Source organism: Occallatibacter sp., assembly GCF_036502485.1.
In the GTDB taxonomy this organism is placed as follows: Bacteria; Acidobacteriota; Terriglobia; order Terriglobales; family Acidobacteriaceae; genus Telmatobacter.
The window spans coordinates 11766-27960 of the sequence record NZ_DASXYM010000173.1 but is presented as its reverse complement, the minus strand read 5'-3'; the positions used below and the strand labels follow the sequence as shown (position 1 = coordinate 27960).

The 16195-nt window shown below is 60.6% G+C and carries 14 protein-coding genes; 12 read left to right on the top strand and 2 right to left on the bottom strand.

Annotated features, from left to right (window positions below; genetic code table 11):
• Positions 1–16 precede the first annotated feature (16 nt).
• Positions 17–1924, top strand: a complete 1908-nt coding sequence (pabB, locus tag VGL22_RS21005; RefSeq protein ID WP_465268923.1) for an aminodeoxychorismate synthase component I — start codon at positions 17–19, stop codon at positions 1922–1924.
• Here pabB and VGL22_RS21000 read toward each other — a convergent pair.
• Entirely contained in the window at positions 1921–3012 is a 1092-nt protein-coding gene (locus VGL22_RS21000; RefSeq protein WP_465268922.1) for a hypothetical protein, read from the bottom strand. The genes pabB and VGL22_RS21000 overlap by 4 nt on opposite strands.
• 216 nt (positions 3013–3228) lie before the next feature.
• Here VGL22_RS21000 and VGL22_RS20995 point away from each other — a divergent pair, with 216 nt between their 5' ends.
• From VGL22_RS20995 to VGL22_RS20955, 9 genes are all read left to right on the top strand, one after another.
• Positions 3229–3765, top strand: a complete 537-nt coding sequence (locus VGL22_RS20995) for a TlpA family protein disulfide reductase (RefSeq protein WP_465268921.1) — start codon at positions 3229–3231, stop codon at positions 3763–3765.
• 108 nt (positions 3766–3873) lie between these two features.
• A complete protein-coding gene (locus tag VGL22_RS20990) occupies positions 3874–4299 on the top strand; it encodes a hypothetical protein (RefSeq protein ID WP_465268920.1) in 426 nt (141 codons plus the stop codon).
• Positions 4296–4517, top strand: a complete 222-nt coding sequence (locus VGL22_RS20985) for a helix-turn-helix transcriptional regulator (RefSeq protein WP_465268919.1) — start codon at positions 4296–4298, stop codon at positions 4515–4517. The genes VGL22_RS20990 and VGL22_RS20985 overlap by 4 nt, the downstream gene beginning before the upstream one ends.
• 171 nt (positions 4518–4688) lie before the next feature.
• Positions 4689–5729 carry an L-threonine 3-dehydrogenase gene (tdh, locus tag VGL22_RS20980; RefSeq protein ID WP_465268918.1) on the top strand — a complete coding sequence of 347 codons (1041 nt, stop codon included), beginning with the start codon at positions 4689–4691 and terminating at the stop codon, positions 5727–5729.
• Between the two features lie 127 nt (positions 5730–5856).
• Complete coding sequence (locus VGL22_RS20975; RefSeq protein WP_465268917.1) at positions 5857–8361, top strand: alpha-glucuronidase family glycosyl hydrolase; 2505 nt, start codon at positions 5857–5859, stop codon at positions 8359–8361.
• An 81-nt stretch (positions 8362–8442) separates the two neighbouring features.
• Positions 8443–9756 (top strand): M24 family metallopeptidase, encoded by a 1314-nt coding sequence (locus VGL22_RS20970; RefSeq protein ID WP_465268916.1) that lies wholly within the window; start codon positions 8443–8445, stop codon positions 9754–9756.
• A gap of 129 nt (positions 9757–9885) precedes the next feature.
• Positions 9886–11100 carry a glycine C-acetyltransferase gene (locus VGL22_RS20965; RefSeq protein WP_465268915.1) on the top strand — a complete coding sequence of 405 codons (1215 nt, stop codon included), beginning with the start codon at positions 9886–9888 and terminating at the stop codon, positions 11098–11100.
• Positions 11101–11106: 6 nt separating this feature from the next.
• Positions 11107–11697, top strand: a complete 591-nt coding sequence (gene ruvA / locus VGL22_RS20960; protein WP_465268914.1) for a Holliday junction branch migration protein RuvA — start codon at positions 11107–11109, stop codon at positions 11695–11697.
• A gap of 267 nt (positions 11698–11964) precedes the next feature.
• Positions 11965–12708 (top strand): DUF2461 domain-containing protein, encoded by a 744-nt coding sequence (locus VGL22_RS20955; RefSeq protein WP_465268913.1) that lies wholly within the window; start codon positions 11965–11967, stop codon positions 12706–12708.
• A gap of 107 nt (positions 12709–12815) precedes the next feature.
• On the opposite strand, the gene VGL22_RS20950 is transcribed toward VGL22_RS20955, so the two are convergent.
• The gene (locus tag VGL22_RS20950; RefSeq protein ID WP_465268912.1) at positions 12816–13682 is read right to left on the bottom strand and encodes an SGNH/GDSL hydrolase family protein; all 867 of its coding nucleotides are present in this window, start codon (positions 13680–13682) and stop codon (positions 12816–12818) included.
• Positions 13683–14085: 403 nt separating this feature from the next.
• Between VGL22_RS20950 and VGL22_RS20945 the strand changes: the two genes are divergently transcribed.
• Both VGL22_RS20945 and VGL22_RS20940 read left to right on the top strand, forming a co-directional pair.
• Positions 14086–15114 (top strand): YncE family protein, encoded by a 1029-nt coding sequence (locus VGL22_RS20945; RefSeq protein ID WP_465268911.1) that lies wholly within the window; start codon positions 14086–14088, stop codon positions 15112–15114.
• A 313-nt stretch (positions 15115–15427) separates the two neighbouring features.
• Positions 15428–16135, top strand: coding sequence for a DsbA family protein (locus VGL22_RS20940; RefSeq protein WP_465268910.1), 708 nt, complete (start codon positions 15428–15430; stop codon positions 16133–16135).
• The last annotated feature ends 60 nt before the right edge of the window (positions 16136–16195 follow it).

Genomic DNA, 16195 nt, shown 5'->3' with positions numbered 1-16195 from the left:
CCGCTGCACCGTTTTCATGCAAAACTGGCATCCTCTTCCGGCGGGGGTCTACTCGGTCATCGAGCAGACCCCCGCAAGCGTTTTGCTCGAATCTGCGGCGCGCGGGACTCCGTCGCTGGGTGCACAGGTTTCACGTCTGTTTCTTGGGCCAGCGCAGATTCTAGTTCCACGCACCCGAGCAGAGGTCGACGAGTGCCTGGTGCAGATCGAGACCGCGGCGGCTGGGGGGCAGTTTGCCGCCGGATTCATGACGTACGAGTGCGGCACATGCTTCGAGCCGCGTGCGGGGATGCGCGGCCCTCACCATGCCGAGCCGCTTGCGTGGTTCGGCATCTACGACCGGTGTTACACCTGGGATCACATGGCGGGCAAGTTTGTTGGCGTGGTACCGCCCGAGTTCAATTCGAGTCAGCGCACGCACCACGAAGACGCGGGAACGGCGACGGTGGTCGGCTCCGTCTCACTGGCGCTGACGGAAAGTGAGTACGCGGCGCGCATTGCGGCGATCCATGAGTGGATTCGGGCCGGGGATGTATATCAACTCAACTTCACGCTGTTATCGCAGTTCCAGGCGCCGGAGCAGTGCGCTGCGCTCTACGCAGAACTGCGGCGTCGCCAGCCGGTGGAGTACGGAGCGTACATTCACTGGGAACAGGGCAGGCACATCCTGAGCTTCTCGCCGGAGTTGTTCTTCCGTATCGATCGAAAGGGCGAGTCGCGGCATATGACGACGCGGCCGATGAAGGGTACCGCGCGGCGCGGCAGAACCACAGCTGAAGATCGAAATGTTGCACAGTGGCTGCAGAACGACCTCAAGAATCGCAGCGAGAACGTAATGATCGTGGACCTGTTGCGCAATGATCTGGGCCGGCTGTGTGAATTCGGCACCATCGCGGTCTCAGATTTGTTCGCGGTAGAGCGCCACCCTACGCTGTGGCAGATGACATCGACCGTGTCAGGCGCGCTGCGGCAGGGCGTGTCGTTTGGCGATGTTGTGCGCGCGTTGTTTCCGTCGGGATCGGTGACCGGTGCACCCAAGATCCGCGCGATGCAACTTCTGGCTGAGTTGGAGGTGCAGCCGCGCGGCGTGTACACCGGGATGATCGGATTCTTGTCGGCGCAGGAGGCGGTTGCCAGCGTGGCGATTCGCACCGTGGAAGTGGAGGGACGGAGCGCGAAGATGGGCGTGGGCAGCGGGATCGTGATCGACTCGGATGCGCGGGAGGAGTATCAGGAATGCCGGCTGAAATCGCAGTTTCTTACCGAGCGTACGCCGCACTTCGAGCTGATAGAGACGATGCTTTGGCGCGGAGCGTTTCCGCTGCTGGAATTGCACCTCGATCGTCTGGAAGATTCAGCGGACTACTTCGGATTTGAATTTGATCGCGCTGAGGCGCAGAGCCGGCTCATGGCTGCGGGCACTGCCATGCGCGACGCTGAGGCGCGCAAAATACGCATGCTGCTGTCGCCGGACGGCAGCCTGACGATTGGCTCAGAACTGCTGCCGGGTCCATCCGCAGCGCCGCTGCGCGTGTGCATCGCAAGCGAGCGGACCGATGCTGCGGACAAATTCTACTTCCACAAGACTACGAACCGGCCGCTCTACAGGCGCGCACTCCGAGCCGCGCAGGAGGCGGGATTCGACGATGTGCTGTTTTTGAATCTCGAAGGGCAGGTGACGGAGAGCGCGCTGGGAAATGTTTTCCTTGAGAAAGACGGACAGCTCTTCACGCCGCCCGCTGCCTGCGGGCTTCTTGCGGGCGTATTTCGGCGGCATCTGATGGAGACACGCGGCGATGTTGTGGAGCGTGTTCTTTGGCCCGAAGACGTGAAAGCCGCGGATCGCGTTTACTTGTCGAACGCGGTCCGCGGCCTTCGTGCGGTGGATTTCCGGTTTACGGGAGAAGCTTTTCCCTCTGCTTAGAACGAGTAGGACAGGCCGGTGATGACGGTGTAGTCGGCAAAGGCGGCGTCACCATGAATGCCGTTGGCCAGATCCGTTACGCTCGTCTTGCGGTTACGCTCCATGGCCCATGGGCCGCTCGCGGTGAACATGTAACGGCCACGAGAGTACATCATGCCGGGCTCGATGGAGATGACGTAGCCAGGGCGGCGGAACCCGTTACTCGAGCCAAAGGCATCGCGGACCGGCACGCCCTCCATGCGACCGCCCATGCTGAGCGCCAGGCCGCGCAGAACATTGACGCCGGTGACCGGCCGCGAGAATCCGCCGCGCCACAGGTACTGATCCGTGGCGGAGACAACCTGCTCGCCGGGCTGCTTGCGATAGGTGAGCACGCCGGTGGTGTCCTGCGGGCTGAAGAGCCAGGAACCCGTGAAGTAGGCCGTGGTGTGCAGGTAGAAGGGGTGATAGGCCTCCGTGCCCAGGCTGAATCCCCATGTTCCATCACCGGGCTGAATCGATTCATCGAATGGCCTTGTCTGCGCGCCGCCGCCGGCCAGGGTCGTGGTGCCCTTGGCATCGTTGATGCCCGTGGGGAGCTTGAGCTGCGCGGAAATAGATACGTTACCGCTATTTTCTGTGGGCGGACGGAAGATCCAGCTGTGCACGCCAACCGTGACGTCGCCGATGCCGCCGGAGTGGTAATAGTTCGTGTCGGTGGACTGGCCGTGGCGCGAAGCCGTCATGCCAGGGATGCTGGCGATAACGCTGAGGCGCGGGGTCATCTGGTAATTCAGATCAAGTTCGAACAGGTTCACGTGATTGACGACAGCAGAGTGCTGTTCCTGGCGCTGTTCCTGGTAATCCGTGCCGATGTAGTGGCGGTACGAATTGTAGACGCGGTATCCGGTGGTAATGGTGAGCCCGTGCAGCAAGCCACTGCCGGCATAGTGGTGTGCCTGGGCCTGGGTGCCAGGATCCAGCCCGGAGATGACCGGCTGCGGAGAGTGCGCCGCGACGCATCCCTGGGCGTGGGCGGAACGATGCGTTCCGAGCAGGGACACCAGGAGAGCGGCGGAGACAGCCGCCGGCTGAAGGATTCGTTTCATCGAACTGTTTCTCCTCAGGGAAGTGGGGAATGCTGCGCAAGGGCAGCGTGGCCTCGTTAAACCCGCCACGGGCTCGATCCACGAGCGACTAAGGCGGGCAATGCTGACGAAAGTAACAGGCTTTCAGTGATGGAGTCGTGAGAAGAGCGATGGAGGGGAATCTCCAACTTTCGGTGGGGGAAAGGAAAGCGGCTCGGTCGCTATCGTGAGAGAACTATGCTTTGGAATTTTCGGCTTTCCCGATGGATTCTGGCGCTGGCCGTGTGTGCCTGTGTCGCGGCTCCGGCCTTTGCAAAACACGCGCCGGATCCTGGTTTCAAGTCCATGGATGGGCAATCGCACAAGCTGTCAGCGTTGCGAGGCCAGGTGGTGGTGGTGAACTTCTGGGCAACCTGGTGCGGGCCATGCCAGGAGGAACTGCCGCGGCTGGCGCAGATGGCGGCGAGCTATGAAGGCAAGCCGGTGAAGTTCGTGACCATCTCCATTGACGCACCCAAGGATCAGCCGAAGATCCCCGGCGTTCTGCAGCGGCTGAAGGTTCCCGCAGACAGTTGGGTAGGCGGAAACACCGACATGCTGGCGGATTTTGGTTTGGGAAACATCGTGCCCGGTACCGCTGTGCTGGACGAGCGCGGCGAGGTGGTGGCGCGCATCATGGGCGAAGCACGCGAGCAGGATGTGCGCACCGCGGTGGATTGGCTGCTGGGCGGGAAGACGGGGCCAGCTCCAGCGGCGGTGACGAAGCGGTATTAGAGCAACGAACCTGCTCTCGGCCAGGGCTCAATGTTAAAAATGTTTGACATCGATTGAGAGGCGCGCTAACGTTGCAATGTCAAACGTTTTTGACATGGAGCGATCCCCATGGCGACCCTTTCCTATCGAGAGAAATCCCTCTACGCCTCCCTTGCCGCTGAGTTTGTGGTTTACGGTCCCTACTTCTTCCTGCACCAGCAGAACTCGGTAAACAACGTGGCGGGAGTGATTGTGGGCATCATCGCGCTGCAGTCTGTTCTGCAGGCGATTATCGCGCTGGTGACGAGAAACCGCGTGACCGACGAGCGCGACCACCTGATCGAATTGCGCGGCTATCGCGCTGGCTATCTGACCATCGCCACGCTGATGGTCGTCGGCCTGGGAATGCTGTGGTTCCATGCCACGATGGGCCATATTCACCTGGAGAACCGGCAGGCCGGACTGCATTTTCTGAGCGTGTTCTTTGGAATGTTGATCATTGCCGATATTGTCAAGACGGCGACGCAAATTGTGTCGTACCGGAGAGCCCTGTGAAGTCCGGGATCCGCAATCAGATTCGAGAGCTGCGGGCTGGCCGCGAGATGACGCAGCAAGATTTGGCGGATCGCGTGGGAGTAACGCGGCAGACGGTCATCGCCATGGAGCAGGACAAATATTCGCCTTCGCTTGAGACTGCCTTCAAGGTCGCGATTGCGCTGGGCGTGACGCTGGAGCAGTGCTTTCGCTATGAGCCAAACGGCAAGCGGGCCTGATTCGAGTTCGTGTGGTCAAGCTTGCATCAAGTGTCGGCTGAATCGGGCCCACTGCACGGGACGGGTCCTTGCAGGCACACGGGGTGTTGGAGAATGATTGCCGGAGTGGCGGTTGGTCTCATCACCCGGAGCGACACCAACGTCCGGCTGCGCACGCCGTGAGGGTACTCGATGAAGGCATTGGTAAAGAGCAGGAGCGAACGCGGCCTGTGGCTGGAAGACATTCCCGAACCCACGATTGGGATCAATGACGTACTGATCCGGGTTCAAAAGACGGGCATCTGCGGGACCGATGTGCATATTTACCAGTGGGACGAGTGGGCGCAGAAGACCATTCCGGTTCCCATGGCCATCGGGCATGAGTTCGTCGGCGAAATCGTTCAAGTGGGCTCGAACGTACACGATTTTCATCCCGGCGACATTGTGAGCGGCGAGGGGCATGTGACCTGCGGCCATTGCCGCAACTGCATGGCTGGCAGGCGTCATCTTTGCGCGCAGATTTTCGGGTTGGGAGTTGACCGGCCTGGCGCGTTTGCGGAGTTCGTCTCGCTGCCCGTGGCCAACATCTGGCGCCACGATCCCGGGATTAATCGAGAGGTCGCCGCCATCTTCGACCCGTTCGGCAATTCCGTGCACACGGCGCTGTCATTTCCGGTTACGGGGGAAGACGTCTTGATCACAGGCGCGGGACCGATCGGGATCATGTCCATTCCGGTGGTGAAACATGCGGGCGCGCGGCACGTGGTGATCACCGATATGAATCCTTACCGGCTGGAGTTGGCGCGGAAGATGGGCGCGACGCTCGCCATCAATGCCAATGAGACTCCGCTGGCCGAGGTGCAGAAGCAATTGCACATGGCGGAAGGTTTCGACGTAGGCCTGGAGATGTCCGGCAATCCGGTTGCGCTCCGCGACATGATCGCCAACATGTGCCACGGAGGAAAGATCGCGCTGCTGGGCATCCCCGCAAGGCCGTCGGAGATGGACTGGCGGAAGGTGATCTTCAACATGATCACGATTAAGGGCATCTACGGGCGGGAGATGTACGAGACCTGGTACAAGATGAGCGTGATGCTGGAGTCGGGCGTGAATATTTCGCCGGTGATTACGCATCGGTTCGATCATACGGAGTTCGAGAAGGGATTTGAGGCGATGATGTCGGGTCAGACGGGGAAGGTGATTCTGGACTGGACGACGGCCTCGAGACGTTAATCACGTACATAGATGGGTGCCCCGTTCAAGCTCTGCTTGGGCGGGGGAATCTCCCCTTGTGAGCCCATGAGGACAGGGTGGTACAACGGTAGCCATGCGCGACGGATGGGTGCGGATTTCACGAGGGATGCGAAAGAGAATCGGTTTCGCTGTGGCTTTGCTCGCTGCGGCTGTGAGCTTTGATGTTGCCGCCTTGGCGCAAACTGCGCAAGACGGGTGGCTCAAATACTCCGCTGAGTTCGGAGTAGCCATCGACGCCGACCACTCGCTTGTCCGGACGAAAGTGCTCGGTTCGGGTAATGTCCTGGCGAGCGCACAGGGCGAACTGAGGGGTCTACGTGACTCTACACTCCCCGCGAAGCGGCTCAATAAAGCAGATGTTTATGTGGTTCTTGGCATTGCGTCGATGTTTCGCAAGGAGCTTCCCTCGGTCGCGATTCCTGCTGACCTGCCAGCCGAAGGCTATTGGATCAAGGCTCTGACGCTCGAGGGGAAGAAGACCATAGTCGTTGCCGGCGGGGATGAGCGCGGAGTGCTGTACGGGACGTTCGACTTGAATAGGCGGCTTTCGCAGCGTGAAGACTTCGCCAAGCTCGAGATACGGAATCAGCCGGCGATGCCTATCCGCTGGGTGGATGAGTGGGATAACGCGGATGGCTCCGTCGAGCGCGGGTATGCGGGACGGTCGATCTTCTTTGATGGCGGCCACGTGCGCGAAGACCTCAAGCCCGCAGCAGAGTATGCGCGGCTGCTGGCTTCGGTCGGTATCAATGGATGCAACATCAACAACGTGAATAACGCGGCACCCTTCCTGGAGCCCGGAATGCTCAAGGAAGTGGCGCGCATCGCCGATGCCATGCGGCCGTGGGGCGTCCGAGTGGGCCTGAGCGTTGATATCGCCAGTCCGCAGAAGATCGGCGGCCTGAAGACATATGACCCCGTCGATCCAGATGTGATTGCGTGGTGGAAGAAGAAGGTCGATGAGGTGTACGCCACGATTCCGGATCTGGCGGGGTTTACGGTGAAGGCCGACAGCGAAGGGCAGCCTGGGCCGGCGAGTTACGGGCGTACTCCCGCCGATGCGGCCAATGTGCTTGCGAATGCGCTCATCTCCCATGGCGGCGTGGTGCTGTATCGCGCATTTGTCTATAACCACCATCTGGATTGGAAAGACCCGAAGGCCGACCGCGCGCGGGCGGCGTATGACATCTTTCATCCGCTGGATGGGAAGTTTGCGCCCAACGTGATCGTGCAGATCAAAGAGGGCCCCATCGATTTCCAGGCGCAGGAGCCGGTGTCGCCTCTGTTCGCGGGGCTCGAGAAGACGAACCAGGCGATGGAGCTGCAGATCACGCAGGAGTACCTGGGGCAGCAGCGGCACCTTGTCTACATTGCGCCGATGTGGAAGGGTGTGCTGGATTTCGATCTGCGCGGGGAGAATCGGTCGACGCCGGTGAAGGAGATCATCGCGGGAAAGAGCTTCAACCGACCGCTGGGCGGCATGGTCGGAGTGGCAAGCGCGGGGCAGGATGGGTGGCTGGGTTCGCCGCTGGCGCTCGCCAATCTGTATGCATTCGGAAGGCTCGCGTGGGATCCGAATCTGACCGCGGAGCAGATTGCCGAAGAGTGGACGCGGCAGACGCTGGGCAACAATGCCGAGGTGGTTCGCACGGTGGATGCGATGCTGATGCAGTCGTGGCCCGCATATCTGCATTACACCGGGCCATTAGGCATGCAGACGCTGACCGATATTACGGGCTCTCACTATGGGCCCAACATCGAGGCCAGCGAAAACAATGGCTGGGGGCAGTGGCATCGCGCGGACCACGAGGGTGTGGGCATGGACCGCAGCGTGGCGACGGGAACTGGATATGCGGGGCAGTATCCACCGGAGTTGGCGAAGCAGTATGAAGACGTGAAGACCACGCCGGATGAACTGCTGACGTTCTTTCATCATGTGCCGTATACGTGGAAGCTGCATGACGGTAAGACGGTTATTCAGTACATCTTTGACAGCCACTACCAGGGCGCGGAGGAAGCGGCGCGGCTGGGTCGGGAGTGGGCGACGCTCGCGGGGAAGGTCGATCCCAAGGTTTATGACGAGATGCATAAACGGCTGGAGTACCAGGCAGGGCACGCGATTGTGTGGCGCGATGCGATTGTGCAGTACTTCCTTAAGCTGAGTGGCATTCCCGATGACAAGGGGCGCGCGGGGCATTACCCGGGAAGGCTGGAGGCGGAGAACGCGCGGCTGTCGGGGTACAAGGTGGTGGATGTGCAGCCATGGGAGGATGCGTCGGGCGGCAGAGCCGCCACCTGTGGTAAAGCTAGCTGCTCCGCCGAATGGGCATATGACGGAAAGCCGGGACGGTACGACCTTGCCGTGCAGTATTTCGATCTGCAGAGTGGAGATGCGCTGTTCCGGTTGACGGTCAACGGGCAGGAAAAGGCGAAGTGGGTGGCGGATGCGAAGCTGCCTTCGCGGACGCTGCATGGAGATAACTCGACGCGGTACGTCGCGCATGGCGTGGATTTGAAGGAAGGCGACATCTTGCTCGTGGAGGTGGCGCCCGAGGGAAGCGACCCGGCGGCGCTGGACTATGTAGAACTGACTCCCACGGCAGCGCACTGAGTCAGTATCGCGTTAGGGAAGCGTGCTGCAGCAGCAAGGGTATGCTGGGAACAGAGTGCTCTTCCTCTCCAGGAGATTTCCTTGACTCGACCCTTCTCGCGGCGCGGGTTTCTGAGCGCTGGTGCGGCGGCTGCGGCCGGCGCTTCCTTGTCATTTGCGCAGGATGAGCCGAAGCAGAACCCTGCAGTGGAGCCGGCGGCGATCGCGGCCCTCCCCAATCTGAGCAGTCAGGCGCGGCCGTTTACCAAGGCGGAGCGTGAGGCGCGGATGGAGCGGGCGCGCGGCCTCATGGCGGAGAACAAGATCGACGCGGTTCTGCTGCCGGCGGGAACGACCAATCTCTACTACTTTGCGGGCCTGAAGATCTGGGGCGGCGAGCGAATGATGGCGCTGGTGCTGCCGGCGAAGGGGAAGTCGTTCTTTGTCTGTCCTGCATTTGAGGCGCCGCGGCTGCACGAGGCAGTTGCGGCTGGTCCGTTTGCAAATGGTGCGGACGTTCTGACGTGGCAGGAAGACGAGAGTCCGTATGAGCTGGTGGGCAAGGGACTGCGGGAGCGCGGCATCGCCTCCGGTACGCTGGCGGTGGACGAGGCGGCACACTTTTTCTTCGCCGATGGCTTGCGAAAGGCAAATGCGCAGCTCACGGTGGTGAATGCGGTGCCGGTGACAGCGGGTTGCCGCATGGTCAAGGAGCGGCACGAAATTGAATGCATGCAGCTGGCGTGCCGGGCCACATTGGCGGTGTACAAGGCGGTGGCCGAGTCCGTGCATCCGGGAATGACGAACGCCGACGTGGAGCGGATGGTCGTTTTGGCTTATCAGAGGGTTGGGTTTCGCGGCGATGCGAGTCTCAACATCGATGAGTTCACGGCGGTGCCGCATGGGTCGACCAAGCCGCAGACGCTGCGCGAGGGCTCGATCCTGATGCTCGACGACGGCTGCACCGTGGAGGGGTACAACTCCGACATCACGCGCACGTTTGTGCTGGGCAAGCCTACGGCGAAGCAGGCGGCGGTGTTCGACCTGGTGAAGAAAGCGCAGACAGCGGCATTGCACGCGGCCCGGCCGGGAGTGCCGGCGGCCGACGTGGATGCGGCGGCGCGCAAGGTGATTGAACACGGCGGCTACGGGCCGGGTTTCACGTACTTCACGCATCGCGTGGGGCACGGCATTGGCCTCGACGGCCACGAGTGGCCTTATTTCGTCAGGAATGACATGTACGGGTGGGATCGGGCGCCGCTGCTGAGGGCCCGGATGACGCTGAGCGACGAACCGGGCGTGTACATCAAGGGCGAGTTCGGAATCCGAATCGAGGACGAATTGCTGGTGACGGAAAGCGGGGCGGAGCTGTTGACGCCTCAGAGCCCATCGTTGGCAGACCCGTTCGGCGCCTGACGTCCGGCAGGTGGAGCCGGGTACCGCACTGCATTCGAATGCGATGCGCGACCAACGCCTGGACAAGTCGGTCCCTGTTCCCTGACCACCTGGGTTTCGCGTTATGCTTTTTGTTTGAGGTGAACCCGAATGGCTTCGACCGCGACGCGTCCTCAACTAGCCCATTTGACAGCTATCCTGAACGAACTCAAGGATAAGGGTACTTATTTCCACCTCCGCGTCCTCGACGACCAGCAGGCGCCCGTGTGCCACTACGACGGCAAGCAGGTGATCAACTTGGCCAGCAACAATTACCTGGGCCTGGCCAACCATCCCAAACTGATTGAAGCCTCTCTGAAAGCCACGCGTGAGCTTGGAGTGGGCTCCGGCGCGGTGCGAACCATTGCCGGGACCATGAAGATCCACATGGAACTGGAGGAGAAGATCGCGCGCTTCAAGAATGTAGAAGCCTGCGTTGTCTTCCAGAGCGGATTTGCGGCCAACGCCGGCACCGTCAGCGCTATTTTGGGCAAAGAGGATTTCATCCTCTCCGATGAGCTCAACCACGCCAGCATCATCGATGGCGCCCGTCTCTCTCGCGCGAAGATTAAAGTTTTTCGCCATAAAGATGTGGCGCACTGCGAAGAGCTTCTGCAGGAAGTGGCCAACGAGCCCGGCCGCAAGCTCGTAATCACGGACGGCGTTTTCTCCATGGACGGCGACATTGGCCCAGTGGACAAGCTGGCGGTCCTGGCTGAGAAATACGGAGCCATCATGATGGTGGATGATGCTCACGCTTCCGGAGTCCTGGGCCGCAACGGACGCGGCAGCATTGACCATTTCAAGATGCACGGCCGCGTGGACGTGCAGGTCGGCACGTTATCAAAGGCCATCGGCTCGCTCGGCGGATACGTCTGCGGATCGCGAGATCTGATTGATTATCTCTACCACCGCGCTCGTCCCTTCCTGTTCTCCACATCGCACCCGCCGGCAGTGGCCGCGTCCTGCATTGCAGCGTTCGACATCCTGGAACAGGAACCCGAGCGTATTGACCGGCTGTGGGAGAACACGCGCTACTTCCAGGGCGAACTACGCCGCGCCGGCTTCAATGTGGGCGGCGTAAACACCCCCGCAACGGAGACACCTATCACGCCGGTAATCCTTGGCGAAGGCAGGAAGACCATGGAATTCTCACGCGCCCTCTTCGACCATGGGGTGATGGGCACTGGCATCGCCTTCCCCACCGTTCCCGAAGGCAAGGCGCGCATCCGCCTCATCGTCACCAGCGAACACACCCGGGCGCAACTGGACCAGGCGCTCGAAACCCTGGAGCGCGTGGCAAAGCGCATGGGAGTCCTACAATAGCAAGCAATGATCGCTCATCTGCGCGGGAAGCTCATTCATAAGGAGCCCGGCCAGGCCATCTTGGAATGTGCCGGTGTGGGATACGACGTCACCATCTCTGTTCCGACATTCACTGCGCTTCCAGGCGCGGGGGGTGAAGCGTCCCTGCACATCCACACGCAGGTCAGCGAGGACGCGATCGCTCTTTTCGGCTTCATGGATCGCGAAGAGAAGCGCCTCTTTGAGCGGCTGATCACGGTGAGCGGCGTAGGGCCCAAGCTGGCCATCAAGATTCTCAGTGGCCTCTCCAGCGAGCGAACCGTGCAGGCCATCCGATCCCAGGATCACGCGCAGTTGGTGCGCATCCCGGGTGTTGGCAAGAAGCTGGCCGAGCGTCTTGTGGTCGAACTGAAAGATAAGCTGGACGACTTCGCTGTCGCACCCACGCCTAGCGCAGTTCAGGGCGCGGCGGTGGACGATGTTCTGTCCGCCCTGGTCAATCTCGGCTACCAGCGCCCTGCCGCCGAAAAGGCCATTGAGCAAGCGGTCAGCAAAGAAAAGGCGCTGGCCGGTGACTTCGACGGTCTGTTCCGAGCGGCCCTGAAGATCATTCGCTGATGTTTCGTATCGAGCTTAAGGACTTTCCGCGGTCACGTACACTAGCAACGTGCGCCCGTTGGAGGTAAACTCCCGCGGGCGGCGGTGGGACTTGAGAATGGGTCGCCTGGCGGGATGCAGGAGTTCTTGATCACCACGCCTGTGCTCATCAGGCAGTCGCGGATATAGTCTCGCGCTTCTTTGCACCTAATGTATGCGCGAGACACTCTCGCCATTCAGAAACGGGCGCACCTTCGCCCCTCGGGAAGCGTTACACTCTTCTCTGCAATGGCTATTGTGAAGACCACCGCACCCGCACCTGCCGATCCCTGTTTTCGCTCTGAGGCCCTGAAGTTCCTTCGCAACCTGGCGCGCCACAACGACCGCGAATGGTTCACCCCGCGCAAGGCGGAGTTTGAGGAACTGCTGCGCCAGCCCATGCTCTCCGTCGTCCGGAAGATCACCGACGCCATGCTGGACTTCGCGCCCGATCACATCCGCCCCGCGGAGAAATCGCTCTTCCGCATCTACCGCGATACCCGATTCTCCAATGACAAGCGCCCGTACAAAACGCACATGGCTGCCTGGTGGACACACACCGGGCTGGATAAGACTTCAGGCGCCGGCTACTACTTCCATGTAAGCGCCAAGGAAGTGATCATCGCTGCTGGCTCATATATGCCGGAAAAGGAACAACTCGCTGCCATCCGGCATTGGCTGCTCGATCACCATGCCGAGTTCCGCAAGCTGCTGGGCCGCCCAGCCATCAAGAAGGCCTTCACGGAGTTTGAAGGCAACACCCTCTCGCGGCCGCCCAAGGGATTCCCTGGCGATCACCCGGCGCTGGATCTGGTGAAGTGCAGGCAGTGGGGGCTCAGCGCGACTCTGCCCGCGGAGGCGGCCCTCGATCCCAGGCTCGCCGCCACAGTAACCAGGTACTTCAGGCTGGCGGCGCCTCTTGTAGACGCGCTCAATACACCCATTGCGGCAACTCTGAAAACGAAGAAGAAGGTGTTATTCGGTCTTCATTAGTGGATTGTCGCAGGGAGGCTGGGCGTAATTGCGGAGCCGGGTGTAGGAAGCTTGCTTCACCCGGCCCCGCTCCTGAAGGGATCGCTGCCGATCGGAAATCGCCGGGACTATTCGGAAAGAACCTTCTCCACCGCTGCCGCAAGATCTAACTGCCCGGATTCCGTCAAGTGCTCCACATCCCAAAACAGCGTCTGATTGGGGTTTGCACAAACTGTGGTCGTCGTCAGGCAAGGTGTGGTCACGTTCACAAATCCGTAGTTCGCCGGCTTTTTCACGATTGCATTCAGAAGCGCAAAGGCATCTACGCGCAGAATGGACACGCCCTCTACGTGCTGTTCCAGGCTCACTAGAAGATTGAGCCATTGGTTCGTTGACTTGCTTGCAGCCGCGGCGAAGACCGTGCGGGCTGCGGCCGCGGGCAGCAAGCCCACGTTGAACAAGTTTGGAATCAAAAAGTGCCGTGCACCGGCTTGGCGGAGCGCAAGTTCGCTGAGCGCGATGTTCACTGCGATTTTGAAGCCCAGCGCCTCGGGATTCCCAGACCCCAACAGAATGTCGTTGCCCCCACCTTCAATAAGGTAAAGCGCATTGGGATCAGCCTTTCCCCCATGCGCGCTGAGATACAGTCCCACCTGCTGCGGAACGCTCGGGACGGTACCCTGCGGGGTGACGAGCGGCGCGGTGACCAGTGCGCCCCCGAACGCGTAGTCATTGCCGCCCACAAGCGAAGGCCCTACCGGCACGTGCAGCGATGCGGCCACGTATTCAACCCATATGGGGCCGTTCGAAAATTGGCCCAGAAAATACGGCGGCGACTGAGGCTCGGCTCCGTTGGTCGCCAGATAAATATTGCCCACATCGGCGTAGCTATCACCAAAAACGTAGAGCGCAGAAAAGGATTGCCCGGCAAACGCCGGCACCGCGGCCAGCATCAGGAAGCACGCGAGGACCAGAGAGCGAAGAGCAGCAGACATTTTCATTCTCCTTGGCTGGAATAGGCTTAAACAAAGGTTGGGGAACGTTCGCGGCGATCTTTGCGAGAAGAGTACTACACCAGGGATGAAAAATGAGAGTTTTTGGGGCGTTCCGAATGAAAGCCGTATGGCTCCGGACTGTCATACCGAGTTCGTTCGTATCAATCGTCTTTTGCCAGTGTCCCCAACCATGCGGTTTTAGTGGGAAAGGCTTGCCCGAGCCGGCAAGAATCGCGCCGCAGCTCAGTTGTGAACACGCGGGCAACTTCACGATAGTCGACTATACGAAGTCCATGCGGCGAGGAAGCGGGTGAACCTGTGTCGCAGGAATGGCCCGGTGAACACCTTCATCCAAGCTTAAGGTGCCGGTGGTATGGTCACATTGTCGTAGTGGGGAGACACAATGCAGAGTGTTCTTAGCCGTTGGGCGCTTCCGCTGCTGGCCACCTCGCTCGCAATTCCAAGCGTCGTGGTGGCGCAGGCGAACTACCAGGTCATTGATCAGTGGAAGATTGGCGGCGACGGGGGATGGGATTACCTGGTCGCGGACGGCGCTGCGCACCGGCTCTACATCACGCATGGCACCAAGGTGGACGTTGTGGACGCGACGTCAGGCAAGATCACAGGATCCATCACGGGGCTTCACGGTACCCACGGCGTGGCGCTCGACCCGGAAGGCAAGTACGGATACATCTCGGATGGGGGCGGAAACGCTGTGGTGGTGTTCGACCGCTCCAGGCTCGCGACGGTGGCTACGATCCCGGCGGGTACGAATCCTGATGCAATCATCTATGAGCCCGCCACCAAGACGGTGTGGGCGTTCAACGGGCGCAGCAAGGATGCTTCAGTGATTGACGCCGCAACCAACAAGGTGGTCGCCACGATTTCGCTTCCCGGCAAGCCGGAGTTCGCTCAGGTGGACGGACAAGGGAACCTGTACGACAACATCGAGGACAAGAACGTCATTGTGAAGCTGGACGCCAAGGCGAAAAAGGTGGTGGCTACATGGCCGATCACTTGCGATTCGCCATCGGGACTGGCGATAGATACCGATGAACACCGGCTCTTCAGCGTGTGCGACGGGAAGAAGATGTCGGTTGTTGACTACAGCAGCGGAAAAGAACTGGGCACCGCGACAATTGGCGACGGACCGGACGCAGCCGCCTATGACGCGAAGGACAAGCTGGCGTTTGCCTCGTGCGGCGAGGGCGTGCTGAGCGTGGTGAACGCGGGCGCGAGCGGCTACCCGACTGTGCAGACTGTGCCCACGCAGCGGCGCGCTCGGACCATGACGTATGACCCGACGACCGATCGTATCTATACCGTGACGGCTGAATTTGGGCAGGCTCCGGCAGCAACAGCTGACAATCCAAGACCGCGGCCGCCGGTGGTGCCGGGGTCCTTTACCGTCCTGGTGATCGGGCGCAAATAGGCACGCTGCAGAAAACCCTTTCGGTGCCCCACCTTCGCTCTTGCCCTCGCGCGGAGCGAAGGTGGGCTTCTTTTTTTGCGGGCAGATCATCGCCAGTTTGTACACTGTAACTGTGAAGGTGATTCTGATCATTTGCGCCGTTATAGTGGCTGCCGCGCTGGTTTTTGCCGATTACAAATGGCGCAAGTGGGTTGCCGCACGGCGTGCCGGCCGAGACGGGAGCGCCAATTCCCGCGTATGAAACATATGACCGCCCGCAACTTTCCGGTCGTGCATTTCGTTACAATCGACAGGAGGGAGCCGTTCAATCACTATGCTCACGGTCTTTCGCGCCTCGGGCGCTCGTTTTCTGGTTGCCTTTTCTGTTCTTGGCATTGCTACCGCAGCGCCTGTTGCGCGGGCGCAGTTTGCCGCACCTCCCAAAGGAACACAGGTGCATGACGCTTCCGCGCTCAAGCCGCCGGCGGGCGCACGCGTGGCCATTGTGGAGTTTGGCGACATGGAGTGCCCAGACTGCGCGCGGGCCAATCCACTGCTCAAGGAAGCCAGCGAGAAATACCACATTCCGTGGGTGCGGCATGACTTCCCCTTGGCGCAGCACGCGTGGAGTTTCCAGGCCGCGGTGAACGCGCGGTGGTTTGACCAAAAGGCCGGCAAGAAAATGGGCGATGAATATCGTGATGCAATCTTCGCGAACCAGCCCTCATTCGGAGACGAGCCCGCGCGCATGAACGACTTCACCCAGAAGTTTGCGGCTGACCACAAGATTGCGTTCCCGTTCAATGTGGATCCGCTGGGAAAACTGGCTGCCGATGTGAAGGCCGACTACGCGCTCGGGCAGCGGATCGGCATTGAGCACACGCCCACGATCTGGGTGGTCACCGCGCAGTCGAAGGGCGCCCCTTTCGTCGAGGTGGTGGATCGAAGCAAGCTGTACCAGCTAATCGATCAGGCAGTTGACGATACCAAGGGCGCCACTCCAGCTACGAAAGCGGCAGTCAGGCATCCGCAAGGAAAGTAGCAAAATAAGCTATCAGGTGGACATGTGCTGAAGGGCAGGCGCAAAGGGCGCGGCTGATGT

What these genes read in the sequence shown, in the direction of transcription:
- VGL22_RS20975 (WP_465268917.1), top strand. Translation starts at nt 5,857, where the DNA reads ATGCGAAAGAGAATCGGTTTCGCTGTGGCTTTGCTCGCTGCGGCTGTG.
- VGL22_RS20965 (WP_465268915.1), top strand. Translation starts at nt 9,886, where the DNA reads ATGGCTTCGACCGCGACGCGTCCTCAACTAGCCCATTTGACAGCTATC.
- VGL22_RS20945 (WP_465268911.1), top strand. Translation starts at nt 14,086, where the DNA reads ATGCAGAGTGTTCTTAGCCGTTGGGCGCTTCCGCTGCTGGCCACCTCG.
- VGL22_RS20995 (WP_465268921.1), top strand. Translation starts at nt 3,229, where the DNA reads ATGCTTTGGAATTTTCGGCTTTCCCGATGGATTCTGGCGCTGGCCGTG.
- VGL22_RS20940 (WP_465268910.1), top strand. Translation starts at nt 15,428, where the DNA reads ATGCTCACGGTCTTTCGCGCCTCGGGCGCTCGTTTTCTGGTTGCCTTT.
- VGL22_RS20950 (WP_465268912.1), bottom strand. Translation starts at nt 13,682, where the DNA reads ATGTCTGCTGCTCTTCGCTCTCTGGTCCTCGCGTGCTTCCTGATGCTG.
- pabB (WP_465268923.1), top strand. Translation starts at nt 17, where the DNA reads ATGCAAAACTGGCATCCTCTTCCGGCGGGGGTCTACTCGGTCATCGAG.
- VGL22_RS20990 (WP_465268920.1), top strand. Translation starts at nt 3,874, where the DNA reads ATGGCGACCCTTTCCTATCGAGAGAAATCCCTCTACGCCTCCCTTGCC.
- VGL22_RS21000 (WP_465268922.1), bottom strand. Translation starts at nt 3,012, where the DNA reads ATGAAACGAATCCTTCAGCCGGCGGCTGTCTCCGCCGCTCTCCTGGTG.
- VGL22_RS20955 (WP_465268913.1), top strand. Translation starts at nt 11,965, where the DNA reads ATGGCTATTGTGAAGACCACCGCACCCGCACCTGCCGATCCCTGTTTT.
- tdh (WP_465268918.1), top strand. Translation starts at nt 4,689, where the DNA reads ATGAAGGCATTGGTAAAGAGCAGGAGCGAACGCGGCCTGTGGCTGGAA.
- ruvA (WP_465268914.1), top strand. Translation starts at nt 11,107, where the DNA reads ATGATCGCTCATCTGCGCGGGAAGCTCATTCATAAGGAGCCCGGCCAG.